Source organism: Janthinobacterium sp. GW823-FHT01H08 (assembly GCF_058797855.1).
Genome location: NZ_CM179504.1, coordinates 532,240 through 555,315, shown reverse-complemented (window position 1 = coordinate 555,315; position 23,076 = coordinate 532,240). Strand labels below are relative to the sequence as shown.

The window sequence follows — 23,076 nt, the reverse complement described above, 5'->3', positions numbered from 1 at the left end:
GATTAACCTCCGGAAAGTGCCTGCAAGATATAAACTTGGCTGTCGGGCCGCAAGGCGTCGTCCAGTTCGCGCCGCTCGCGGCAACGGGCGCCGTCGATGAAGATCACGACGTTCGGACGCAGTGCGCCCTGCTCGTCGAGCACGTAGCCGCGCAGGCGCGGCTGCTGGGCAAAGACGCTGTCCAAGGCGACGCGCAGGCTTGACGCGGACACGTCCACCGTGGGGACGTTCAGGAAGCGTGCCAGTTGTTGGGTAAAATGCAAGTGCGCCATGCTGCCTTCGACGTCATCGGCCTGGACTCATTCTAGTCCGATTCGCCGACGATGCAACGGCGATACCGCTACAATAGCGGCAAGCACACAAGGAGGCCAGGCATGACGATTACCCCGGAAGAACTAGCGGTGCTGATGCAGGAAGTGGAAGTGGCCGACCCGATCGATTTTGCCGACCTGCCCTTCAACGAGCAGGAATTGCGCGGACTGATCGCCAACCACCTGTGCGAGATGGCCGACGCCATGGAAAGTTTCAGCCCGGAAGACCGCAACCTGGCCCTGCTGGCCGTGGCGGCCAAGCTGGTGCTGGAAAACCTCGTATTGCACGTGCAGTTGCTGCGCCGCCACGGCTTGCCCGTCAGCGACAGCGTGGAAGCGCTGCTGCAGCGTTTGAAGAACCCGGGCAAGCCCTGACTACGGCGCGGCAAGCCGCTATTGCAGGTTGATGGCGGTCAACACCATGCTGCTGCCAGGTAAATCCGTGCCTTGGCGGATGTACAGCACGCCATGCCGCGACAGCGCCAGGCTGCCGCCCATGCGGTAGGTCCAGACGGTCTTGCGGCTGGCCAGGTCGATAGCATAGGTATTGTTGCGCCCGCCAACAAACAGCAGATTGCCGGTGACGATCAGATCGCCGCCAAAATACCCATCAAGGGCCGTATCCAGGGGCCAGCGCCATAGGAGCGCACCGTCGGCGAGCTGGCGTGCTTCGAGCGCCTGACCGGCCTGGTTGCCCACGTACACGACGCCCCGCGCCACCACTGGCTGCGTGCTGAACTGCCCCTGCACCGTCCAGCGCACGGCGCGGCTATCCACGTCAACCAGGCTCAAGCTGTTATCCGCCGCCTCGCCGGCCAGCGGTCGCTGATTGAGCACCAGCACGCTGCCCGCCTCGGCCAGCACGGGCGCCTGGCGCAGGCTGCTCTTGTTCAAGCCGCCCAGCACCTGGCCCGGCACCGCCACGCTGAAGCGCGTCGTGCCATCGGCGATATTGAACGCCGTCAATGCCCCTGCCGCATGGCTGTACACCGTGCTCGCATTGACGGCGGGTGTCCACTCATCAACATTGCCCAGCTTGGACAAGCCCAGGCTGGCAGACCAGCGTGTCTGGCCCGTCGCCGCACCGATGGCACTCACATCGTTATTCCCGCCCAGGTAGACATTGCCGTCCAAAAAGGTGGGCGCCGTCGCCAGGGAAACACCCAGCAGTGCGCCATTCGTATTCGGCGGACGCACGCCGAGCGGCGCGCCACCAGCAAGCGCGTCAAAGACATACACGGTATCGCTGCCCGCCATGGCCAGCTTGCCGCCCGACACGGCCGGCGCGCCCAGGTAACCGTCCGACGTGAGCGACTGGGTCCAGCGCGCCTGGCTGTCGCTCTCGCTGAGCGCCGTCACCGTCGACGTGGTCACATATTTGCTGCTGCCTTCCGCCGGCGCGGCGGACTGCTGGCTGACATACACGAGGCCGTTGGCCGTCACCACGGGACTGCCGACGACCGCGCGCGGGGAGCTCGCGCCCAGCCAGGTCCAGCGGCGCGTGAAGCGGCGGCTGTCGAAGGTGGCCGGCACCAGACCCGTATGCGCGGCATTGCCATTCACGCCTTCCCAGTCGTCCACGCCGGGCAGGGCTTGCAAGGCGCCCATGCTGCCGGCGAGCGGCGCGACAATGACCTTGTAATCCATGCTTTCCGTCTTGTACAGGCCTACCGTGGCGGGCAAGGACAGCTCGATCTTGCCCGTGTACTCGCCGGGAAGCAGGCCAGGCACCGTTTTGAACGTCAGCCGCCAGCTGCCATCGGCCTGCTTCTGACGGTCGGCCGCCTGCAGCACGAGCGCCGTGCCGCTGGCGGGTTTTTCCTGCGGCTGGGGACGCGCATCGCTCACGCCATCGGCCAGGCGCACTGTCACGCGAATATCATCGCAGGTGGCGCCAGGCTGGGCCGTGCAGCTGCCGCTCACCTCCGCCAGCGTCATGCCGGGTTTTTCCTGCAAGCCAGGCGGCACGCCAACGGCGCTGCCGGAACCGCCGCCACAGGCGGACAAGGTAGTCATGATGGCCAGCGCCAATGCGGCGGCCTGCCACAACGAAGGGAATAATGTGCGCATGCAATGTCCATGTTGAGGTTTCATTTCCTCCCCAATGGAGGTGTGCTGGAAACCTGGACTGAATGTTATAGCATGAGAAACATTGTTAAAATCTAACAGATACTCACAACAATGCTTTACTTGCGCACGGCGCGCGCCTGGATGGTGATATCGCTTTCGGCCACGGCCACGCAGGGCAGGATGTAGCCGTCGAGCCGTTCATCGGGGCTGATGCCGGGCCAGTCCACCGTGTAGCGGATCTTTCCTTCGGGCATGTGACAAATGCACGTGCGGCACGTGCCGTTGCGGCAGGAACTGAGCAGGCGGATGCCGGCCAGCTCGGCGGCGGCCAGCACGGTGGTGCCCGCCTCGGCCCGGAATTGCCAGCCTTGCGGGACGATGGTGACGGTAAAGGTGGGGATGGTGAGGGGCGCGCTCATGCGCCCAGTTTAACAGTCCGCCAGGGTGGTCCAGGTAGCGCCCTGCGCATGGCTGCGCAGCACGGCCTCGGCAAAGGCCAGGCCCGCCACGCCATCGGCCACCGTCGGCAGCCAGCGCGCCGCTTCCGGTATCGGCGTCTCCGCCTGCAGGGCGCGAATGGCCAAGGCAGCATCGAGGTACAGCTGGGCGAACGCTTCCAGATACCCTTCCGGATGGCCGGCCGGCACGCGCGTGGCGTGGCGCGCGGCGGCGCTGTCGACCCGGCCCGGACGCAGCAGCTGGCGGTTGCCGCCCTGCGGCGTGAACCATAACGCGTTCGGCTGTTCCTGGTCAAAGTCCAGCTGCGCCTTGCTGCCGAACAGGCGCAATCGCACCGTGTTTTCGCAACCGGTCGCCACCTGGCTGGCCCACAAGGTACCTTTGGCTCCGTTGGCATAGCGCAGCATCACCTGCACGTGGTCGTCCAGGGTGCGGTGCGGAACAAAAGTCGACAGTTCCGCCAGCACGGCGTGCGGCGTCAAGCCGCTGACGAACTGCGCCAGGTGATACGCGTGCAAGCCCACGTCGAGCAGGGTGCCGCCCGGGCCGGCCTTCTGCGGGTCGTTATGCCAGTTGCCTTCATTCATGCCGCCCGCCGCGATGGCGTCGGCCAGCCAGTCCTGTGAATATTCGACTTGCACGAGGCGCAATTCGCCGATGTCACCCGCCTCGACCATGGCTTTCGCATGGCGCAAGAGCGGGTAGCCGCTGTAGGTATGCGTGAGCGCAAACAGCAGATTTTTCTGCCTGGCCAGCGCCGCCAGCGCCTGGCCTTCCGCCAGAGAGATGCCCAGCGGCTTGTCGCAGATCACGTGGATGCCCGCTTCCAGGAACGCCGTGGCGACGGGCGCGTGCAAATGGTTCGGCGTGACGATGGCCACGGCCTCGATGCCGTCGGGCCGCAGGCTTTCGGCCTGCGCCATGGCGCGGTAATCGCTGTAGCAACGGTCGGGCGCCAGGTGCAGCGCCGCGCCGCTATCGCGCGCGCGCTGCGGGTCGGACGACAGGGCGCCCGCCACCAGTTCGTACTGGTCGTCGATGCGCGCCGCGATGCGGTGCACGGCGCCGATGAATGCGCCCTGCCCGCCCCCTACCATGCCCAGCCGTAAGCGTCGCTGCATGTCGTCTCCCTATTTCAATCCCAACAAATGGTTGATCTGGCCCTGGTCTACGGCGCTGCCCGCGAAATCGTCGAACGCGCGTTCGGCCACGTGGATGATATGGTCACGGATGAAACGCGCGCCTTCGGCCGCCCCGTCCTCCGGGTGTTTCAAACAGCATTCCCACTCCAGCACGGCCCAGCCGGGGAAGTCGTACTGCGCCATCTTCGAGAAAATCGCCTTGAAATCGATCTGCCCGTCACCGAGCGAGCGGAAGCGTCCGGCCCGGTCCTGCCAGTCGCCATAGCCGCCATACACGCCCTGGCGCCCGTTGGGCCGGAACTCCGCGTCCTTGACGTGGAAGGCCTTGATGCGCGCATGATAAATATCAATGAACGCCAGGTAATCGAGCTGCTGCAGCACGAAGTGGCTGGGGTCGTACAAGATCGAGGCGCGCGGGTGGTCGTGGACGGCGGCCAGGAAACGCTCGAACGTCACGCCGTCGTGCAAGTCCTCGCCCGGATGCAATTCATAGCAAAGGTCCACGCCGGCCGCATCGAACGCGTCGAGGATGGGCAGCCAGCGCCTGGCCAGTTCCGCGAATGCCGTTTCCACCAGTCCGGCCGGGCGCTGCGGCCACGGATACAGATACGGCCAGGCCAGCGCGCCGGAAAACGTCACGTGCGCCTTGAGGCCCAGGCGTTGCGAGGCGGTGGCAGCCCACAGCAGTTGCTGCGCGGCCCAGGCCGTGCGCGCGGCAGGATCACCGCGGACTAGTTCTGGCGCAAAGCCGTCGAACAGCGCGTCGTAGGCCGGATGCACGGCGATCAGCTGGCCCTGCAAATGCGTCGACAATTCCGTCACCTGCAAGCCGTGGCGCGCCAGCAAGGCGACCACGTCGTCGCAGTACTGCTGGCTGGCGGCCGCCTGCTCCAGGTCGAACAAACGCGGCGCCGTCGGCAGCTGCAAGCCCTTGTAGCCCAGGCCGGCCGCCCATTGCGCCAGGTGCTCGAGCGAGTCGAACGGCGGCTCGTCGCCGAGAAACTGGGCCAGGAAGATGGCCGGGCCCTGGATGGTTTTCATGTCAATGTCCTGTTGGAGAAAGCCGGGGTCAGACCCTCAATGCCGCTAACGCAAAAGTCATTGCTGGCGGGCGAGGGGGTCTGACCCCAGAATTTAAAAAGGCGAGTTCGGAAAGTAAAACTGCTTGGCGTTCTCGCGCGTGATCAGCACCGAGGGGATGATCGTATTGGCCGGCAATTTATCACCTTTCAGGCGCGCTTCCGTCGTCAGCTTGATGGCGTCGTACATGAACTTCGGCGAGTACGACACGTCGGCCACGATCAGCGGGTCGGAACCGTCCATGATCTTTTTCACGGCGCCCTTCGCGCCCGCGCCGCCGAACACCTGCTTGATGTCCGTGCGCTTGGCTTGCGCGATGGCCTTCTGCACGCCGATGGCCATGTCGTCATCGGCGGCCCAGACGGCATCGATCTGTTTGAAACGGGTCAGATAATCCTGCATGACCTTGAAGGCATCGTCGCGGTTCCAGTTGCCGTACTTGGCATCCAAGACCTTGATATCGGGATGGCCCTTCATGACGGCGGAAAACGCGTCAAAACGCTCGTTGTCCAAGGTGGTCGGCATGCCGCGCAGCACGACGATATTGCCCTTGCCATTCAGGCTTTTCGCCAGGTATTCGGCCGGCAGCTTGCCGAAGGCCGTGTTGTCGCCCGCGATGTACGTATCCTGCGACTGCGTGTTCGTCAAGCCGCGGTCCACCACCGTCACATACACGCCCTTGTTTTTCACTTGCGCCACGGGCTGCGTCAGCGAGGCCGATTCGATGGGGAAGATCACCAGGGTGTTGATCTTGTTCACCGTCAACATGTCCTGCAACTGGTTCGCCTGCTCGGGCGCCGTGGCGGCCGTCTTGACGATGATTTTCACGCCCGGATGGGCTTTCTCGAGTTCCGCCTTGGCCTGGTTGGCCCACCACACGATGCCCGAGGTAAAACTGTGCGTGGCCGTGGGGATGGCCACGCCGACGACCAGCTTGTCAGCGGCTTGCGCCGGCCCCATCGGCAGCGCCCACGCCTGCATCACCAGCACTGCCATCCCTGCTACCCGTATAAAGCTCTTCATGCTGCTCTCCTCCAAGGTTGTGGGCGCCCGTTGGCCGCCCTTTCAGAACGCCGCTGTGTTTTTATTTGCGGCCTCGCTGCAGGAAGGCGACGGCGATGATCACCACGCCTTGCACTGCGGCATTCAGGTAGACACTGATGATGCTGGTCAAATTCAGGATATTGCTGATCACGGACAGCAGGATGGCGCCGATCACGGTGCCGACGATGCGCCCTTCGCCGCCCTTCAGCGCCGTGCCGCCCACGACGACGGCGGCGATCGCTTCGAGTTCCCACAGCAAGCCCGTCGTCGGCGTGGCCGAACCCAGGCGCGGCACGTACAGCACCGTGGCGATGCCGACGCAGACGCCCAGCAGCATGTAGGTGGCGATTTTGACTCTGTCGACATTGATGGCCGCATAGCGCGCCACTTGCTCGTTGGAACCAATCGCCTGCACGTGGCGGCCAAAGGTCGTACGGTTGAGGATGATAGCGCCGGCCGCGGCGACGAACAGAAAGATCCAGATCGGGATCGGCGCGCCCAGCACGCTCGTGTAGTAGACGGGGCTGTACAGCTCGGACAGCGTGGCGTCCAGGGTCAGTGCGCCGCCATCGGCCAGATATGTGAGCACGGCGCGGAAGATGCCCAGGGTGCCCAGAGTGACGATGAACGGTTCGATATTGCCCTTGCTGATCAACAAGCCGTGCATCAGGCCGAAGCCGGCGCCCAGCACCAGCGCCATGGCGATGCCCAGCACCAGCATGGTGATCGGTGCCAGGTCGCCGCCCGCGCCTTGCGCCAGCGCATTCATGAAATAGATCATGCAGCCGGCGATCAGCGCCGCCATGGAGCCGACCGACAGGTCGATGCCGCCCGAGATGATGACGAAGGTCATGCCGACGGCGATGATGCCGATGAAGGCCGTGCGCGTAAGCACGTTCATCAGGTTGTCCACGGTGGCGAAGTCGCCATTGAGCAGGGTGCCCGCGATGCACAGAGATAACAAGCCCAGCACGGGGCCGAAGCCCTTGATGCGCGCGCCGAATCGGGAGATTGGGGATACGGTGGTGTCAGTGCGTGCCGGTTGCATGGGCAATCAACTCCTCTTCGGTCAGGTGGTCAGCAGACAGGGTGGCTTGCAGGGTGCCGGCGCGCATCACGGCGACGCGGTGGCACAGGCCGATCAATTCGATCAATTCCGATGAAATCACGATCACGGCGCGCCCTTCGGCAGCCAGGCGGTGGATCAGAAAGTAAATATCGCGCTTGGCGCCCACATCCACGCCGCGGCTCGGTTCATCGAGCACGACGACGCGGGGGTCCGAATGCAGGTATTTCGCCAGCGCCAGCTTTTGCTGGTTGCCGCCCGACAGCATGCGCGCGCGACTGTCCAGGTCGCCCGTGCGGATATTGAAATCGTCAACCGCCCTGGCCAGCGCCGCCTTTTCCGCTTTCAAGTCCAGCCACGGCCGCGCATAGCGCTCCATCGTCATCATGGTGAGGTTTTCCCGCAAGCCCAGGTTTACGTGCAGTCCTTTTCCCTTGCGGTCTTCGCTCAGATACGTCATGCCGTGCTGCATCGCTTGCCTGGGCGTGCGGATATCCATAGCTTGGCCATTGAGATGGATCAACCCCGCGCTGCGCGGACGCAAGCCCAGCAAGGCCTCGAACGATTCCGTGCGCCCCGCGCCCACCAGGCCCGCAAAGCCCAGCACTTCACCGGCGCGCACCTCGAAGGACAAGTCCCTGGACCAACCCGGCACCGTCAGCCCCTCGACTTTCAGCAACACAGGAGCTTCTTTCGGCAGCGCCACCTTGGCGGGGAACATGTCGGACAATTCGCGCCCCACCATCAGGTTCGCCATCTGCTGACGCGTGAGGCTGGCCGTCGGCTCGCGCGTGACGAAACGCCCGTCGCGCATGACGATGACCTCGTCCGTATTGCGCTCCACTTCGTCGAGCTTGTGGGAAATGTAGAGGATGGTGACGCCATCGCTTTTCAGCTGCGCCATGACGGCGAACAGGCGCTGGGTTTCCGACGACGTCAGGGTGGCCGTCGGCTCGTCCATGATCAAAAAGCGGGCGCGGCGCGACAGGGCCTTGGCGATTTCCACCAGCTGTTTCTCGGCGACGATCAGGTCGCGTATTTTGGTGTCGGGCGAGACGTCCAGCCCCACCTGTTTCAGATAGCGCGACGCTTCTTCGCGCATGGCGGCCTCGTCCAGCAGCCAGCCGCGCGTCTTTTCGTGGCCTAAAAACATGTTTTGCGCCACCGTCAGGTGCTCGGCCAGGTTGAATTCCTGGTGGATCAGCACGATGCCGGCGCTTTCCGCCGCGCGCGAACTGGCGAAGCGCCGGGGCTGGCCATCGATCAGCAGCTGGCCTTCGCTCACGCCTTCGTAGCCGGCGAGGATTTTCATCAGGGTCGACTTGCCGGCGCCATTTTCGCCCAGCAAGCCATACACGCGCCCGGGCGACAGGGTAAAACTGACGCCATGCAAGACGCGCACGGGGCCGAAATCCTTGCACACTCCCTCGAAACCGACGGCAACGCTCACTATGCACTCCCTCGCAAGACCAAGTTATGTTCCAGCAGCACGCCCGGCACGCTGGCTGCCGGGTTAGCCAGCCGCTGCAGCAGCAAGCGCGCCGCCGTCTCGCCCAGCTCGCGCATCGGCTGCGCGATGGTGGTCAAGCCCGGATCGATCTGCGCGGCGATGGCGATATCGTCGAAGCCGATGACGGCCACGTCTTCCGGCACGCGTTTTTTCAGCTGGCGCAGCGCGCTCAGCACGCCAATGGCCAGGGTGTCGGAGACGGCAAAGATGGCCGTCGGTGCGTCCGGTCCCGCCATCATGCGCAGGGTGGCGGCCGTGCCCGCTTCATAGTCGAGGCTTTGCACCGTGTGCACCCACTGCGGCTGCACGGGCAAGCCGGCAGCCGCCAGGGTGTCCAGATAGCCTTGCTGGCGTTGACGCGCGTACAGATAGCGTTCGTCAGAATTGATCAGGCCGATGCGCGTATGGCCGCGCGACAGCAGATGCGCGACGGCATCCGACGCTGCCCGGTGGTTGTCGATGCCGACATAGGGCACGGCCACGCCGGGGTCGAATTCGCAGCAGGCCACCCACGGCAGGCTGACGGATTCATGCGACAGCGCATGCTGCACCGTGTCCGGGTCCAGGCAGATGGCGCCGTCGGCGCGGTGCATGCGCAGCAAGTCGAAGTAGGAGCGCTCGCGGCCCGCATCGGCACCCGTGTCGCACAGCAATACAAAGTAGCCGTGTTCGCGCGCCACCGTGTCGATGCCGCGCACGATCTGCGCATAGAAAGGGTTGCCCATGTCGGGCACCATGGTCAGCAGCATGCGGCTCTCGGCCGTGCGCAGGCTGCGCGCCAGGTGGTTCATGCGGTAGCCGAGCGCGGCCACGGACGCGAGCACCTTGTCGCGCGTGGGCGCCCGCACCCCTGCCTGCTCGTTCATCACACGCGAGACGGTGGCCACCGACACGCCCGCATGTGCGGCGACGGCGCTGATGGAAACGGTTTCTGTCGGCAAGGAAGACGGGACGGCTGGCGGCATGGGGCTTTTCACATAAATGTAATCGATTACATTTATAGGCCAGTCACGCGCGCGATGCAAACATTATCGATGCTGCGATGCGCAAAAAACAGGCCCGGTGCGGGCCACCATCAGTATAGATTTTCGGGGCTGGAGCGCCAATGTTGCGTGGCAAAATGGCTTATCAGGGAGAAATGGGCACCGACAATATCCGCTCGGTACCCAAGCCGACCCAACGACAAGGATCCGTGTCGACTTGTCTGGATCCGTTGAGCCGTAGAGACTTACCAGTCCTTGTCGCCACCATCCGCAGTGGCATTTTTGGCGGCAGCGGTGGATGTACTGCGCTTCACCTGGGTTTTCAGTGGCGCCACGGCAGGCTCAGCCTTGACGATGGCCTTGTCTACCGGTGCTGCTTCCCGCACCTGCAACACGCCCGCAGCGATACCATCGAGCTTGATTTTGACGTTTTCCAGAATGCCATACGACAAGTTCGGCGTCACGCGTTCGATACGTACCTCGCAGCACAGTTTTTCCATATTGCCCAGTGACTGGCCGGTCTGCGGATCCTTGATCTCCTTGCCTTGCTGATACACACGATAGCGGCCGTTTTGCACCACCGCATTGCCACCCTGGCTCAATACGACGTTATCACCATCACGCTCGACGATGGAAATGGGGAAAGTGCGCAGCAAGATAGCCTCGGTAGCCTGTTTGACGATCGCTGTTTGCATGTTCTGTAGCGTCTGGCTCTCATTGAAGTTACTGCCCAGAGTCGTGGCGGCAATCGCTGGCGGCTCGCCATGCAGGGTGGTCGCTTGCAGGATCTGCCGCGTAGCCAGATTGATCATGCGTTGCGAGACAGACCAGGCACCGGCATAGGACACCAGTTCGCGGTCCGAGGTCTGCAGCCTGCGTGCATGTCGCTGGTAAGCGAATTCATTGACCACGCCGACCCACACCAGATCCGCGCTCAACGCCTGTCCCAGCTTGGCAAGATCGGTACTGGGGGAATTACCCGAGGTAATCATATTCAATTCATCCTGCAACTCGCCCTCAAACTGGCGATCCAGCACGGTAAAGCGGCCCGTTTGCGACAGGGCGTCAATGATCTGCTGGCGGATCGGCGCCAGCACTTCCTGCGCCGGCACTACGCGCCCACCAATGTTGAAGCTGGCTTGCTCGCTGCGCAGCGGCGCCACGACGATCTTGATCTTGCCACTATCGGCTGGCGCCTTGAACTTGGCAATGCGCGCTTCGATCTCCACCTTGTAAAGACCGCCCTTGGAAAATGGCGATGCCATGTCAAGCACCTTGAACGAGGAGACCACGCCCTTCGATTGACTGATGATCTGCTCGGCAAATGCCTGGCCCTGCATGGTCGCCTTCATACTGGCGCTCCCCGAACCGGCCGTCGAATCGACATCGAGCGTTGCCGTCACCTGCTCAAACATGCTCGCATTGCTCGAACTGGCTTGCACAGTGGCACCATTGACTTGCATGATGGCCAGCTTGAGCGCGTCATTGAGCGCGGCACCGGGCGAAATGCCGCTGCCAGTTGCCGTCGTAGTGACTTGTTCGACCTGTCCGACGTCAGCTGTCTGCGTCAGCTTAGGCGCGCTGGACGCAACAGGCGGCTGCGCAGCTTTCTCGCCACAAGCAGCCAAGCCCAAGGCAATACTCAGCAGTATGGCTGGCATACCGGATTTCATTATGATCTTCATAGGCAATTCCATTGTCCCCAAAAAAAAAGGGCGAACCAGTCGCCCTGCTGTCTTCCCTGTGCGCTTTTGACTTACAGCAATGCTGTAGCGTCGCTGGCTTCTTTTGGCAGCGGAATGTTATTGTTCTTGGCAAAGTCGATCGCCACTTTCAAGGTGCTGCCGACGGCCTTGATCGACGACGGCAGGTTTTGTGCAATGAACAGGGCCGAATTGGCCGATGCGCCCAGAGCGGTGACCGATGGCTTGAAGCTGCCGACATCCTTGCTCATGCCGACGTACTGGATCACGCCTTTCGACAGATCAATCAAGCCTTCGGTAAAGCGCTGCTTGCTCGCATCATCCATGGCTACTTTCTTGCCCTTCATTTGCTCTTCCAGCAGTTTGCTGTTTTCGCTTTGCATCTTGCTTGCACCCTGCAGGCTATCCTTGGTGGCGCCTTCGGTCAGGTTCTGCGCTTCCAGGGCGGCCTTGTCCGACTGTTCCTTCAAACCAAACGCGGCCAGCATGGTCGCATCGGCTTTCATGACGCTTTGCGTGCCGCCGACATATTTCTTGACGATCTGCTCGGCTGTAACCCCTTTGCCGCCGCCCAGCGCACCGGACAGGCTACCGAATTGAGCCGATGCCAGACTCGAAACTGCCAACAGGGTCGCACCCAACAATGCGGAAATACGGATATGCTTCATGACTTGCCTTTTTATAAAAAGAATGGGAAACAGTCGAGAAAATGGAAGATGCGGGCGTTCGACCTGCCGCCCGCACCGGTATGTCAATACACGCCAGCAGCGCTCAAGCGGCTGATAATTTCCTTTGCCGCCAGTGCGGAAGCGTCCTTCAAGGCCTTGGTCTGGGCTGTCGCATTGTCCGCACCGAGGCCAAAATACTGTACCGGTGGCACGGCCGCCACTTCACGTGGCAATGCGCCACGCAAATCGAGTACGCGGCCGGTGACCGATACCACGACGCGCTGCAAGCCGGTCGCTTCATCGGTCGCGGCAGGATTGACATCAAACGTGGCTAATGCCAGCAGGGGCACATTCGCCTTGCGCAAGGCGGCAACGATGGAGCGCAAGGTCGCAGGCGCCAAATCATTACCTTTGGAGAAATCTTTATTCACTGATGGAATGTCCTTGTCACCGAGTACGAACTCAGGATCGGCGACCAGGTACCCTGCTTGCGAAAACACGCTCGTCACGGCCGTCTTCTGGTTGGCCAGCGAAAACACACGGTAATCGGTTTCATCGGCCTTGCGCACGGTGCTGCCACCGGTTTCGACCTTGATAGTCTGCTTGAGGGCAACGTTTTCATTCCGGCGCACGCTGGCATTGGTGGCAATGGCCCCGCCGCTCAGCGATTCGCCTTCGCGGCCATTCACGCTGCCGCTCGTTTTTGCGCTGCCGTCGAGGGTCAGCTCGGCACGCTTGACGACACGCTCATCAAATGCCTTGACGCTGGCCACTTCGCGGCCAACAAAGACATACACCATCTGCGATTTTTCCCCGTTCGATACCCGACCGGTGGCACTGGCGCCTTTCAGGGTATTCCTCAGTTTCGCCACATTGAGTTCGGCACGCACCGCCACGGAATATTTACGCAAACTGGTCTGATCCTGCTCATTCAGGACAACAGTACTGAGCAAGAATTTATCCAGATTGGCCTCTATCTTTGCCTGGATCGCCTCGAAGTTCTCCGATTCCGCTTCGCCGCTTTCAGCGAAATAGCGTTCTATCGCCGCCATTTGCGCCTTCTGATAAGCCATTTCCTTGTCGGCATCCGTCAACATGGCCGCATATTTCACCGTCGCCGCGCCTTTTATTTGAACAACCTGGGAAAAACAAGAGCCTGCCAAAAGCAAGCCCAGGCAAAACAACATCAATTTTTTCATCTATTTACTCGCCTTTAATATCACCCGAGTTGCCTCGAGTTGTTTACCAATATCCTTGGCGCCAGCCGCGGTCTGTATCCATTTCATGTCGCCACCCTCAAATGCGGCGGTCAGTTTTAAAAACAGACCGCGTAAGGCATCTTGATATGCAGCGAAATCATCAGAACCAATACGGCCGGCAGGAACAATTGCCGTTTCACCGTTTTTCAAGTCTGTATTCAGAAAATCGGAATTGAGCAACGGCTCAGAGAACTGTACATGCGCATAGGCACCATATACATACGATATCGCGACAGCGGTTTCCGCCGTTTTAATCTTGGCAAACTTATTCAGAGCAATATCAAAAACATAATCACCCTCACCGATATTCAAATCGACGTCATCGCCATTCTCGAGCCGCAGCGACATGCGTCCCAAGGCGTCGCCAGCCTTGCTCGGCAGCAACGGTACGCCAGCCTTGGCGGACAGTACCGAAGCAAAGGCGTCAACCACCATGCTTTCCATCAGTTGCGGCTGGCTACGCAGCGCGTCGGGCATGACAGCCAGCGCTTCCGGCGCCACTTTGGCACGCCGGATCTGGATCGTGCGCTGGCCTGGGGTCGGCAAAGTCGCGTGGGCAAGGCGATCAAGGTATTGCGTCACCAGGCCCTTGCCCTCTTCCTTCAACAATAACTGCTCGATGAATCCGCTGATACGTGCCGCATCGGGTGCGTCCGGCGTGGCATCAAACAGGGCGGCATTGACGGGATAACTGCGTACCACGGTCTTGCTCTTGTAATCGAAAATCAGGGCATCGCCACGCAAATTGACAAAGGTCTTGTAATAACTGCCGAAATTTTCCGTCAATACCGTTTCGCCGGTCAGTACCAGCACCGTGATCAAGGCCTGATCACTTTTCTTGAGATTAACGAGAGATGCGGGCGGCAACAGACTGAGGGCAGGATTGGCCACCTTGCCACTACGGTCGTGAATAATGCGCGAAAGGTTCTGCCCCGACTTATCGGCACGCAAGCGCATATATACTTGATGGGAATATGGAAAACGAACGCCGGCCGTGGCGGAGTCACCGGAAAATGCAAATCCGGCTACCGCTATATCAGCGGCAGAGGCTGGGAACGCGAGCAGGAAAAAAATCAGTTGAAATGACAGAACTGCAGATATCTTGGATTTCGACCACACGAACCAACCTCTATTGCCTCATGGAAATAGCATAAATTGTAACTTATTTCTCATCAAGCAATCAAAAGTATTTTTCCACTTTATTACGTTTGTTGTAAATTTTGATGTTCCGTGACTTACCAAGAGTAAACCAGAGAACATCGCTGGCTATTTTTTTTGAAAGCAGTGTCATAAATATCCACACCGCCTTCCATCAATTTTTCATCATCGCGCAAAACGTTTCCGGATTGCCGTCAAGGATGACGCCGCTGGGCCAGCGGTGGCTGCGCTGCTGGGCGCGCAGCAGGGACGCGGCCAGGGCCGAGTCGCCGTCGACGGCATACACGAAGACGGGCATGTTCAGGCTGGCCGCATCGGCCAGCAAATTCGGATTGGCGTCGAGGCTGCGCGCGTCCACGTGCACGCCCGTCGGCATGCCGATCTGCTGCTGCACGCGCTGCAGCCAGGGCTTGTCCAGCTTGGGCGGACGGGCATTTTTCGTGATATAGCGGCTGACCCGGTTGGCGCCGGCCGCCTGCGCATTGCGCGCATCAAACACGAGCAGACCCAGGTAACCGTGCGGATCGGCACGGCGCGCACAGGCGAGGTTGTTCGGCACGCCCGACGTCAAAAACCAGTTGCCATGCTTGATGTTGGCGCGCAACTGCGCCACCAGCGTATTGATGGGCGCGCACGACGGCACGACATCCTTGATTTCCGCATTCAGGGTCTTGGCCGGGAACGCGGTGGCCAGGTCGGCCACATCGCTGACGAACGGCGGCGTTTCCGGCGTGGCCACGCCGCGGTTCTTCATGCTGGCCGCGCGCCAGTCGTCGGCCGTCAATTGTTTCACGGTACGGGGCGATCCCGTGTCGACCACCCGGCCCGTGAGCAGATCGTGGTGCACCACCCAGCTGCCGTCACCGAGCAGCTGCAAATCCGTCTCGACGCCGTCCCAGGTGCCGAAATACGTGTTGCGCAGCGCGCTCAGCGAGTTTTCCGGCGCATTGCCGGCGCCGCGGTGGGCGTGCACCTTCATGCCCAGGCAGTCGGCCTGGACGGCCGTGCTGGCCATGCACAGCAGCAAGGCCAGGGCGGCCGCCTTATTTTTTTTCCGGGTGATAACCATATTCGAGTCCCTGCAAAATATTGATGCGGATCGCTTCGTTGACGGGGTAGCTGTAGCCCTGCCCCACCGCCACGACGTGCGTGATATTGGCCAGCAAGCCCTTGCCGGCGATTTGCCAGCGCGTGCTGTCGCCGTCGGCCTGGCGGTTCCAGTCCAGCATCTGGCGGAACAGCTCGCTCTTCGTGACATTGTTGTCCGACAGGCTGAAAATGCCCCAGGTTCCCAGGAAGGCGCCGGCCAGCACGCCCGTGGCGATCCAGGCGGAACGGCGGCTCAGCTGGCCATCGGCGCCCGCCTGCTCGCCCCGGCGCGCCGCCAGCACCAGCAAGCCCACGGTGGCGATCAGGTACAGCAGTTTCGAAAAGTGGCCGATGGCGCCCAGGAGCGAAAAGAACAGGGCCACGGGCGGCACGATGGCCGCGCGCGCCGCTTCCTTGCCCTCCGCATAATACTTGCCATGCACTTCGAAGTCGCTGCGACTGGCGCGGTATTCGACCAGCTTTTCCGCCGTCTGGCGCGCGGCGAACTGGTCGAACAGGCGGCTGAACTCGGCCGGGCTCGCATACGCGTCCTGCACCACGGCGCCCCTGGGCAGCCGCAAGCCCTTGCCCGCTTCGCTGCCGTCGCCGCCGTCCGGCCCGTCGCGCAGCACGGCCTGGATGCCGGGGCGCGCGACGAAGGCGGGGAAGGACAGGCCCGGCGGAATGCGGTCGCCTTTGATAGTCAAGCCCTTGCCGGCCGCTTCCGACGCGTAGCGGCGCTTGACGGCCAGGCGGAACGATAGCTGGTCGGCCGGGTGCCAGTTGGCCGATACGGGCACCTTTTTACGCACATTGTTGACCACGGCCGCCTTGCGCCGCGCCGGCACGGAATGCGGCTGCCAGCCATGGCGCGACAGGCTTTGGCGGTAATCGTTCCACGCCGATTCCTGCTGCTGGCGCAAGCCCGCATCGTCGTCGGGAATGATTCCCGAATACAATTTCCACTTGTCATGCACTTCGCCGATCGCCTGCTGGTACTTGTCGTAGTAACCGGCCGCGCCGCCGGCGATCTTGCGGACATTAAAGTTGATCAACTGCTCCTTGGCCGGCTCCATGCGCTCGTCGAGGTGGCCCACCGACACGGCCAGAAACGGAAACAGGGCGAGGAAAGCCTTGCCTTCGGGCTTGGCAAACAGGGTGGCATCGTCGACCAGGCCCTGCAATTGCAGGCTGCCGCCCACCAGCGAGCGCTGCATCAGGGTGGTGTTGAAGGCCAGGCGGCGAAATTGCGCATCGCGCGTTTCCACCAGCACCGTGACCGTCGTCTTCAGGATGCCGAATACGACCGCGGCCGTGGCGATGCAGCAGAAGATGATCTTTTTCCAGCTGGGGCCGCTGCCATTGTTCTTCAGGCGGCGGCGCCACATCAGTTGCAGCACCACCAGCGCGGCGGCGATGCCCGACAGGCTGCGGCCATAGAATTCCACGCCTTCCACGTCGTGCGGCTTGACGTCGCCGCCCACCACGTCGAGCAAACGGGCATTGAAGCCCAGCTCGCAGCACAAATAAATGATCGTCAGGACGATCAGGATCAAGGTCTGCCGGATTTGCAGACTGCGCAGACTAGCGGCCATCTTATTTCCTCAGATCGATGACGACGGGCTTGATCTCTTCAGCCTGGAAGATCATCGGCGCGGCCGCCGGCGCGGCACCGCGCGGGGCGGGCACGCTGATGGCGGGTGCCGCCGCCCTGGCCGGAGTTTCCTGGCGGCGCGGCTTGGCGCTGGCGCGGCTGCCCGCTTTCGGCGCGGCGGCCGGGGCCGATGCCGGGGCCGGCGGCGCGGGAATCACGCGGCCGCTGTCGCTGCCGCTGCCAGGCAGGGTGGCGATGGCGGGTCCCGTGCCGCGCAAGCCGTCGTCGGCAAACGGCTGGGCGCGGGTATCGACGCCGGGCGGCACGGCCACGCTGGCGTTGAGCAGACGGTTGTCCGTGTAGATCATGCGCGACAGGCGGTTGTAGTTGGGAAAGTCGATATTCAGCGATTTCGCGTCCGCCGCCAGTTCCACGCGGGGGCGGTCCTTGCAATTGCCCACCGTCCACTGCAGCACGTCCGTGCCCTGGAAAGCCAGCACTTCATAGCGGTAGGCGCAGCCGCGCTCCTGCGTTTCCACGATCACCACCGTGCGCTCGCCCACGTTTTCCACGCGCGCCACGCGGGCCGTGATCGCGTTGGCCAGCGGCACGACGCGAAACGCCTGCGACAGCTTGATCGAATACTTGCCTTGCGGATCCTTGCGCAAGGTGCCTTCCGTGCCGTCGCGCAGGCGGAAGGTGGACAGCGGCGTGCCGAACAGCTCGGCCGTATCGAGGCCCATCATCACGCCGCCACGGCCGTTCGGCGTCATGGCGCAACCCGTCAGCAAGACGCCGGCGGCCACACCCATGGCCAGTGTGCGCCAGTGCGCGGATGCAAAACTCTTATACGTTGTCATGCTCGATAACTTTCTCTTATTTCAGGATTCAGGGATTGATGACGGCCAGCGGATTGCCCGGGCCTGGCGGCGGCAAGACTTTCTGGCGGTTGCGCGACAGCACGGTGAAGGCGCCCAGGGTGTCCGGTCCGGCGACGATTTCCAGCTGCTCGCGCTGCAGCCAGGTGCGGATCTCCGCCTCCGTCGCCTCGGCGCGGAACAGCACGCGCGTGCGCACGCCCGTCTCGACGCCGCTGCCACTGCCGCTGCGGAATTCCGCATTGCCGACGACAGCCTGATCTTTCGGCAGGAACAGCCACGCCGATTGCACCACCATCACGCTGGCGGCCACGGCCGTGACGATCTTCAGCCAGCGGCTGGCATTGGCCGCCTTGATTGGCGTCAACTGTGGCGCGGCGGCATCGGCCGGGGCGATCTGCAACTGCTGCAGCCCCTGGCGCAGCAATTGCCGGTAGGCCACGCGGCCATCCTTGCCCAGCTCGCTCGACAGGGGCGTGCCCGTCAGCGCATAGCCGTCGCCAGGCAAGGCCACGCGGGCGATGACGCCCGGCGCCGCCGTGGCCCCATTGGCACGGCCATGCGTTTCCAGCCAGCGCGCCGCCTGCAGGCGCTCCTGGCTGAACACGCCCAGGCAGGCGCCCAGATCCGTCACGGCCAGGGTCATGGGCATGTCGCACAACACCAGGCCCGCGCGGGGGTCGGCGGGCGCGTCGCGCTCCTCGACCACGAGGCCGCAGGCATCCGCATAGGACGTGTCCGGCGTGACGAGCCAGCCGCGCCAGCGCTGGCGTGTGCTGTCCCAGGCGTCGAGCAGCACGGCGCCAAAGCCGGGGCAACGCGCCAGCAGGTGGATCTGTCCGCCCGCGATGGGCCGCCCGGCCAAGGGCGCCGCGTCGCTGCGGCGCGCAAAGCGTTCCATCAAGTGCTCCGGCACGGCAATGCCGCGCCAGTCGGGGGGAGTGCCCGCCACGTCCGCGTCCAGCAGCTCGGCGGAAGTCGGCGGCGATGGCAGGCGCGCGGCAACGATGGCCAGCGAGGGCGTCAATGCAGTCATGCCGGTGGCCTTTCATCAGGGTTCGGGTGGGTGGACACGGGGTCCATGTGCAGGGATAACGCGGCCACGCACAGAATATCCAAAACTATTTGCGCCGCCTGCAGGTCGCGCGCGGTCAGCGCATCGCCCACGCGCAGCTTGAGCAGGATCAAGACCCAGCTGCCCAGCAAGGTGGCGCGGTGGGCAGGCTCGACCACCTGGCGTCCCGCGCTGGCGGGATCGCCCTTCTGCCGGTGCACGAGGCCCAGCTTGCCGCCATGGTAATGCGCGGAAGCGATCTGCTCGGCCAGTTCCTTGACGGGCATGCCGCCGCAGCCGCAATGGCGCAACAGCAAGATCAAATCGCGGGGCAAGGTGGCGATAAAAACGTCGGCCGCTTCGCGCACTTGCTGCGGCGTGAGCTGGTAGTCGCGCAGCGGTTCGGCATAAGAGTCGGGCGCCTGCAAGTCGCAGCCCTCCTGCGCATCGGCGTCGTCGTCATCGCGCTGCTTGCGCAGCTGGTCGATGATGAAGCGCTTGAAGTATAGGTACAAGGCGCCGACGTGGTGGGGCGCGGCGTCGCTGTCGCCGTGCAGGACTTTTTCAATGAAAAACTGGTGGCGCAAGTCAACCAGCGAATCGCCGAGCGAGGCCGCCTCGCGCGGGCGGCACGGCGTCAGCGCGGCAATGACGCGCTGGTAAAACTCGCCCAGTTCGCCTTGTGTCAGCCGCTGGCGGCGCGTCCAGAAGTCATGAATCCGTTCAAATTGTTCCGATTGCAAAGCCGGTCCGATCGTGTGTTGGGCGGCACGCGCCACTGGCCGGCGGCGATACCCACCGTGCGCTGGCCAGACAAGAGAAACTTGTCAGTAAGGTAAAATGCATTTAGGCAATTTTCTCATATCACAGTAAAAATCGCTAACTTTTGTTACTTTCACGACAATCCCCGAGACCCCGATGCAACGCCTGATTCCCCTGTTTTTCAGCCTGTTCTTTTTACTGCTCAGCAACGTCGCGCACGCCACCGCGCCTGCGGCTCCCGGCAAGCGCATCGCCCTGGTGATCGGCAACGCGGCCTATCCGCAGCCGCTATTGAATCCCGTGAACGATGCGCGCGCCATGGCCGAGCGCCTGCGCCGCCTGGGCTTTGAAGTGCTGTTGCGCACGGACATCAATGCGCAACAGCTGCAAAAGGCGTCGGCCGAGTTTTCCACGCAGGCGCGCGGTGCCGATATCGCCCTCGTGTTTTACGCGGGCCACGGCGCACAGGCGGGCGAAACCAATTATGTGTTGCCGCTGGGCGCCAACATGAATGCGCTCAGTGCCGCGGCCATCGCCGCGCAGGGCGTGTCCGTTTCCAGCCTGGCGGGCGACCTGCAGCGCACGGGCGCGCGCGGCGCCGTGCTGATCCTCGACGCTTGCCGGCAGGAATATACGCGCGGCGGCGCCGTGATGGTCCCTGGCAGCGGCAACGCGGCCAGCCACGGCTTTGCCGACACGCAAGCGCCACGCGGCGTGGTGATCGCCTATTCGGCCGGACCGGGCGCCCTGGCGCGCGATTTCTGGTCGCCCGATTCGCGCAACAGCCCATACACCAGCGCCCTGCTCGACGCGCTCGACGCCCCGGGTCTGCCCATGAGCGACGTCTTCTCGCAAGTGGCGGCCAGGGTCGCCGCCATGACGCACGACGTGCAAAAACCGCGCGTGTCGTTCGGCGAAACGTCGGCGCGCCTCGTGCTGAACATGGGCAGCGGCAAGGGCGTCAGCCAGCCTCCAGCCAGCGTGCTGGCCGGCGCGCAAGGACAGGGCGGCATGCGCGCACCGGTCCCGGCGCCTGCGCCAGCGGTGGAAAAGTCGGCCGCCCCCGGTGCCAAGGTGTGGCCAGGCAATGTGCTGCAAGACATCAACTATGAAATCCGCATGCAGATCGCGGCCCGGCCCTTTCCCCGCCAGCAGCTGGAAAAGCGCGCGCGGGGCGGCGATCTGGTGGCGCTGACGGCGCTCGGCTACGGCATCGGCGGCGGCGACGCGGGCATCAAACAGCCGAAGGCGGGGATGCAGTGGCTGGAAAAAGCGGCCGCGAAAGATTTTCCTATCGCCCAAACCTACTTGGCCGAATTGCTGATGGTCAAGGGTGACCCGGCCTCATTGAAACGGGCGGGTGTGTTGCTGGACGCCGCCTCGCAGGCGGGCTACAGCCCCGCCCATGCGTATAAATTCGACCTGGCGCGGCGCACGGGCGCGCCGCCGCAGGACGCGGCCCGCCATCTGCAGGATGCCTTCATGGGCTTGATGAAGGACTACCAGGGCGCCGCCAAGGACGTATTACAGCCGCCGAAAAAATAACTCAAAATAATTTTGGATTTCCCTGAACTGCCTTCGTTATCCGTGGGTACATGCAATACAGCATGACAGTGACCAGGGAAATCTTATGCACACATCCAGCCCGGCAGCAACCATTACCACCGGCCAACGGGGCCGCATCCTCGCCTACCAACCGAGCGGACAAGGTTCCGTCAGCGTGGCCGGCATCCAGCATGCCTTCGACGTAGCCACCCACTGGCGCTCGGACGTGGCGCCCGCCATCAACGCCGTCGTCGACGTGCGCTTCGATGATGCCGGCGGCCTCGCCACCGTCACGGCCATTCCCGCCCAGCAGCTGGCCCAGGAAGACATGGCCGGTGCCGCCAAGCTGGCGCGCGACAAGGGCCAGCAACTGTGGGGCCGGGCCGTCTCGGCGCTCGGCATCCAGGTGCTGGGGGCTCTTGGCGTGCTGATCGCCGGCGCCTTCATCTTCAACACCATCGGCATCCGTTTGTTCGCCTCCGTCTCGCGCACCTATTGGCAGCTGCTGGGCCTGTCCGCCGACAGCCTGGAAAGCTTTGCCCGCGATGGCGGCAGCGGTTTTACCTCGGCCCAATTCTTCTTCCTGCTGGCGATTGCCGCCTGCTGCGCCACCATGGCCAGCAGTCACCCGAAAGCGGCGCTGGGCAAGTGCGCGCCGCTGCTGTTCATCGTCATCCACAGCAGCTTGCTGTTCATCAAGATCAAGGGCGCCGTCAGCGACGCGGGCAACGCCATGGGCGGCATCATGGGCAGCCGCGCGGCCCGCATGGCCGAACAGATGGCCAGCGAAATGCTGGGACAAGTGTGGCAGGGGCTGTCGTTCGGCATCGGCTTTTACCTGGTGCTGGCGGCCAGCATTGTCCTGGCCGCTTACGGCATCGGCGAATACAAACGTAAAACCATCGGCTAAGTCACCTCACACATTCACTAAAGGAAATATCATGAACCGTACCCTGCCCGCCCTGCTCGCCATCGCCGTGATCCTGTCCGCCTGCAGCAAGACCGACACCGCCACACCGGCCGCCTCCGCCCCCGTCGCCGCGAATGTCGCCGACATGGCTGCCAAAGCCCAGGTAAAAGCGGCGGCCGCCAGCCTGCCGCAAGCGGACCCGGCCACGCCAAACGCCAGCTATATCGACATCACCAGCGGCAACCAGCTGATGTACAGCTACATCGCCCTGTCCGGCGTGCCGCCCGACTACGCGGCGGTGGCGCAGCGCATCTCGCGCGAATATGCGGGCAGCAACGACGCCTTCCGCAAGCAGGAAGTGCTCGACGCGCTGAAACCGCAGATCGACGCCAAGGTCAATGAAGCGAAAACGAAACGCTACCTGCGCTATCAGATCAACGGCCAGGGCGCGCTGTCTCCGTACGCCATGGACAAGGCCGCCTTCCCCGCCAAGTTCGCCGACGCGGGCACGTATTACTACATGTACGACAACGGCGACTACAAGCTGGCATTTACCAACGGCGACGGCTACGCGCTGCTGAAGGTGGACCAGGAGGCGGCGCGCAAGATCGAGGCGGCGCGCAGCGGCTACAAGGATTTCGCCATCATCGTGTACGCCTACGCCCAGGAAGCGGACATGGCCAGCAACCAGGTCAAGGCCCAGATCGTCAAGGTGGCGATCAAGCTGAACGGGCAGGAAATTCCTGTCAGCCAGGCACTGTAGAACGAGCTCGGTTACACTGTTCGCCACA

General features: G+C 63.0%; 22 protein-coding genes. 4 read left to right on the top strand and 18 right to left on the bottom strand.

Annotated features, from left to right (window positions below):
* Positions 1 to 2 precede the first annotated feature (2 nt).
* Positions 3 to 272 carry a MoaD/ThiS family protein gene (locus tag AC3RCG_RS02415; protein ID WP_099408069.1) on the bottom strand — a complete coding sequence of 90 codons (270 nt, stop codon included), beginning with the start codon at positions 270 to 272 and terminating at the stop codon, positions 3 to 5.
* A 102-nt stretch (positions 273 to 374) separates the two neighbouring features.
* Between AC3RCG_RS02415 and AC3RCG_RS02410 the strand changes: the two genes are divergently transcribed.
* Positions 375 to 686, top strand: a complete 312-nt coding sequence (locus AC3RCG_RS02410; protein WP_492402393.1) for a hypothetical protein — start codon at positions 375 to 377, stop codon at positions 684 to 686.
* An 18-nt stretch (positions 687 to 704) separates the two neighbouring features.
* Here AC3RCG_RS02410 and AC3RCG_RS02405 read toward each other — a convergent pair whose 3' ends face one another.
* The 17 genes from AC3RCG_RS02405 to AC3RCG_RS02325 all read right to left on the bottom strand — a co-directional run bounded on the left by AC3RCG_RS02405 (position 705) and on the right by AC3RCG_RS02325 (position 19,811).
* Positions 705 to 2,381 (bottom strand): outer membrane protein assembly factor BamB family protein, encoded by a 1,677-nt coding sequence (locus tag AC3RCG_RS02405; RefSeq protein ID WP_070219055.1) that lies wholly within the window; start codon positions 2,379 to 2,381, stop codon positions 705 to 707.
* Positions 2,382 to 2,497: 116 nt separating this feature from the next.
* On the bottom strand, positions 2,498 to 2,800 hold the full coding sequence (locus tag AC3RCG_RS02400; protein WP_409027415.1) for a 2Fe-2S iron-sulfur cluster-binding protein: 303 nt from the start codon (positions 2,798 to 2,800) through the stop codon (positions 2,498 to 2,500).
* 9 nt (positions 2,801 to 2,809) lie between these two features.
* The gene (locus AC3RCG_RS02395; protein WP_240453501.1) at positions 2,810 to 3,961 is read right to left on the bottom strand and encodes a Gfo/Idh/MocA family protein; all 1,152 of its coding nucleotides are present in this window, start codon (positions 3,959 to 3,961) and stop codon (positions 2,810 to 2,812) included.
* Positions 3,962 to 3,970: 9 nt separating this feature from the next.
* On the bottom strand, positions 3,971 to 5,023 hold the full coding sequence (locus AC3RCG_RS02390; protein WP_492402394.1) for a sugar phosphate isomerase/epimerase family protein: 1,053 nt from the start codon (positions 5,021 to 5,023) through the stop codon (positions 3,971 to 3,973).
* A gap of 93 nt (positions 5,024 to 5,116) precedes the next feature.
* Positions 5,117 to 6,085, bottom strand: coding sequence for a substrate-binding domain-containing protein (locus AC3RCG_RS02385; RefSeq protein ID WP_492402395.1), 969 nt, complete (start codon positions 6,083 to 6,085; stop codon positions 5,117 to 5,119).
* A 61-nt stretch (positions 6,086 to 6,146) separates the two neighbouring features.
* Positions 6,147 to 7,154 carry an ABC transporter permease gene (locus tag AC3RCG_RS02380; RefSeq protein ID WP_492402396.1) on the bottom strand — a complete coding sequence of 336 codons (1,008 nt, stop codon included), beginning with the start codon at positions 7,152 to 7,154 and terminating at the stop codon, positions 6,147 to 6,149.
* A complete protein-coding gene (locus AC3RCG_RS02375; RefSeq protein ID WP_492402397.1) occupies positions 7,135 to 8,622 on the bottom strand; it encodes a sugar ABC transporter ATP-binding protein in 1,488 nt (495 codons plus the stop codon). Before AC3RCG_RS02375 ends, AC3RCG_RS02380 begins: the two co-directional genes overlap by 20 nt.
* A complete protein-coding gene (locus AC3RCG_RS02370; protein ID WP_492402398.1) occupies positions 8,622 to 9,647 on the bottom strand; it encodes a LacI family DNA-binding transcriptional regulator in 1,026 nt (341 codons plus the stop codon). Before AC3RCG_RS02370 ends, AC3RCG_RS02375 begins: the two co-directional genes overlap by 1 nt.
* Positions 9,648 to 9,910: 263 nt before the next feature.
* Positions 9,911 to 11,350 carry a CsgG/HfaB family protein gene (locus AC3RCG_RS02365; RefSeq protein WP_492402399.1) on the bottom strand — a complete coding sequence of 480 codons (1,440 nt, stop codon included), beginning with the start codon at positions 11,348 to 11,350 and terminating at the stop codon, positions 9,911 to 9,913.
* 71 nt (positions 11,351 to 11,421) lie between these two features.
* The gene (locus AC3RCG_RS02360; RefSeq protein WP_436542791.1) at positions 11,422 to 12,036 is read right to left on the bottom strand and encodes a hypothetical protein; all 615 of its coding nucleotides are present in this window, start codon (positions 12,034 to 12,036) and stop codon (positions 11,422 to 11,424) included.
* Positions 12,037 to 12,119: 83 nt separating this feature from the next.
* Entirely contained in the window at positions 12,120 to 13,235 is a 1,116-nt protein-coding gene (locus AC3RCG_RS02355; protein WP_492402400.1) for a hypothetical protein, read from the bottom strand.
* Positions 13,236 to 14,414, bottom strand: a complete 1,179-nt coding sequence (locus tag AC3RCG_RS02350) for a hypothetical protein (protein ID WP_492402401.1) — start codon at positions 14,412 to 14,414, stop codon at positions 13,236 to 13,238.
* A gap of 193 nt (positions 14,415 to 14,607) precedes the next feature.
* Positions 14,608 to 15,522: a glycerophosphodiester phosphodiesterase gene (locus tag AC3RCG_RS02345; RefSeq protein ID WP_492402402.1), complete on the bottom strand. Its 915-nt coding sequence runs from the start codon at positions 15,520 to 15,522 to the stop codon at positions 14,608 to 14,610.
* The gene (locus AC3RCG_RS02340) at positions 15,497 to 17,137 is read right to left on the bottom strand and encodes a hypothetical protein (RefSeq protein WP_492402403.1); all 1,641 of its coding nucleotides are present in this window, start codon (positions 17,135 to 17,137) and stop codon (positions 15,497 to 15,499) included. Before AC3RCG_RS02340 ends, AC3RCG_RS02345 begins: the two co-directional genes overlap by 26 nt.
* Before the next feature lies 1 nt (position 17,138).
* Positions 17,139 to 17,996 carry a hypothetical protein gene (locus AC3RCG_RS02335; RefSeq protein ID WP_492402404.1) on the bottom strand — a complete coding sequence of 286 codons (858 nt, stop codon included), beginning with the start codon at positions 17,994 to 17,996 and terminating at the stop codon, positions 17,139 to 17,141.
* 28 nt (positions 17,997 to 18,024) lie between these two features.
* Positions 18,025 to 19,050, bottom strand: coding sequence for a hypothetical protein (locus tag AC3RCG_RS02330; protein ID WP_492402405.1), 1,026 nt, complete (start codon positions 19,048 to 19,050; stop codon positions 18,025 to 18,027).
* Positions 19,047 to 19,811 (bottom strand): hypothetical protein, encoded by a 765-nt coding sequence (locus AC3RCG_RS02325; protein WP_492402406.1) that lies wholly within the window; start codon positions 19,809 to 19,811, stop codon positions 19,047 to 19,049. The genes AC3RCG_RS02330 and AC3RCG_RS02325 overlap by 4 nt, the downstream gene beginning before the upstream one ends.
* Positions 19,812 to 19,986: 175 nt before the next feature.
* Between AC3RCG_RS02325 and AC3RCG_RS02320 the strand changes: the two genes are divergently transcribed.
* The 3 genes from AC3RCG_RS02320 (at position 19,987) to AC3RCG_RS02310 (ending at position 23,048) form a co-directional block, all read left to right on the top strand.
* The gene (locus AC3RCG_RS02320; protein WP_492402407.1) at positions 19,987 to 21,375 is read left to right on the top strand and encodes a caspase family protein; all 1,389 of its coding nucleotides are present in this window, start codon (positions 19,987 to 19,989) and stop codon (positions 21,373 to 21,375) included.
* A gap of 85 nt (positions 21,376 to 21,460) precedes the next feature.
* The gene (locus AC3RCG_RS02315; protein WP_492402408.1) at positions 21,461 to 22,285 is read left to right on the top strand and encodes a hypothetical protein; all 825 of its coding nucleotides are present in this window, start codon (positions 21,461 to 21,463) and stop codon (positions 22,283 to 22,285) included.
* A 31-nt stretch (positions 22,286 to 22,316) separates the two neighbouring features.
* The gene (locus AC3RCG_RS02310) at positions 22,317 to 23,048 is read left to right on the top strand and encodes a hypothetical protein (protein ID WP_492402409.1); all 732 of its coding nucleotides are present in this window, start codon (positions 22,317 to 22,319) and stop codon (positions 23,046 to 23,048) included.
* Positions 23,049 to 23,076: the final 28 nt, after the last annotated feature.

Bases quoted from the DNA above. Each gene is read 5' to 3' on its own strand.
- AC3RCG_RS02410 (WP_492402393.1), top strand. From the start codon at position 375: ATGACGATTACCCCGGAAGAACTAGCGGTGCTGATGCAGGAAGTGGAA.
- AC3RCG_RS02355 (WP_492402400.1), bottom strand. From the start codon at position 13,235: ATGAAAAAATTGATGTTGTTTTGCCTGGGCTTGCTTTTGGCAGGCTCT.
- AC3RCG_RS02335 (WP_492402404.1), bottom strand. From the start codon at position 17,996: ATGACAACGTATAAGAGTTTTGCATCCGCGCACTGGCGCACACTGGCC.
- AC3RCG_RS02390 (WP_492402394.1), bottom strand. From the start codon at position 5,023: ATGAAAACCATCCAGGGCCCGGCCATCTTCCTGGCCCAGTTTCTCGGC.
- AC3RCG_RS02345 (WP_492402402.1), bottom strand. From the start codon at position 15,522: ATGGTTATCACCCGGAAAAAAAATAAGGCGGCCGCCCTGGCCTTGCTG.
- AC3RCG_RS02315 (WP_492402408.1), top strand. From the start codon at position 21,461: ATGCACACATCCAGCCCGGCAGCAACCATTACCACCGGCCAACGGGGC.
- AC3RCG_RS02370 (WP_492402398.1), bottom strand. From the start codon at position 9,647: ATGCCGCCAGCCGTCCCGTCTTCCTTGCCGACAGAAACCGTTTCCATC.
- AC3RCG_RS02320 (WP_492402407.1), top strand. From the start codon at position 19,987: ATGCAACGCCTGATTCCCCTGTTTTTCAGCCTGTTCTTTTTACTGCTC.
- AC3RCG_RS02365 (WP_492402399.1), bottom strand. From the start codon at position 11,350: ATGAAGATCATAATGAAATCCGGTATGCCAGCCATACTGCTGAGTATT.
- AC3RCG_RS02415 (WP_099408069.1), bottom strand. From the start codon at position 272: ATGGCGCACTTGCATTTTACCCAACAACTGGCACGCTTCCTGAACGTC.
- AC3RCG_RS02340 (WP_492402403.1), bottom strand. From the start codon at position 17,137: ATGGCCGCTAGTCTGCGCAGTCTGCAAATCCGGCAGACCTTGATCCTG.
- AC3RCG_RS02385 (WP_492402395.1), bottom strand. From the start codon at position 6,085: ATGAAGAGCTTTATACGGGTAGCAGGGATGGCAGTGCTGGTGATGCAG.
- AC3RCG_RS02400 (WP_409027415.1), bottom strand. From the start codon at position 2,800: ATGAGCGCGCCCCTCACCATCCCCACCTTTACCGTCACCATCGTCCCG.
- AC3RCG_RS02330 (WP_492402405.1), bottom strand. From the start codon at position 19,050: ATGACTGCATTGACGCCCTCGCTGGCCATCGTTGCCGCGCGCCTGCCA.
- AC3RCG_RS02310 (WP_492402409.1), top strand. From the start codon at position 22,317: ATGAACCGTACCCTGCCCGCCCTGCTCGCCATCGCCGTGATCCTGTCC.
- AC3RCG_RS02360 (WP_436542791.1), bottom strand. From the start codon at position 12,036: ATGAAGCATATCCGTATTTCCGCATTGTTGGGTGCGACCCTGTTGGCA.
- AC3RCG_RS02405 (WP_070219055.1), bottom strand. From the start codon at position 2,381: ATGCGCACATTATTCCCTTCGTTGTGGCAGGCCGCCGCATTGGCGCTG.
- AC3RCG_RS02395 (WP_240453501.1), bottom strand. From the start codon at position 3,961: ATGCAGCGACGCTTACGGCTGGGCATGGTAGGGGGCGGGCAGGGCGCA.
- AC3RCG_RS02380 (WP_492402396.1), bottom strand. From the start codon at position 7,154: ATGCAACCGGCACGCACTGACACCACCGTATCCCCAATCTCCCGATTC.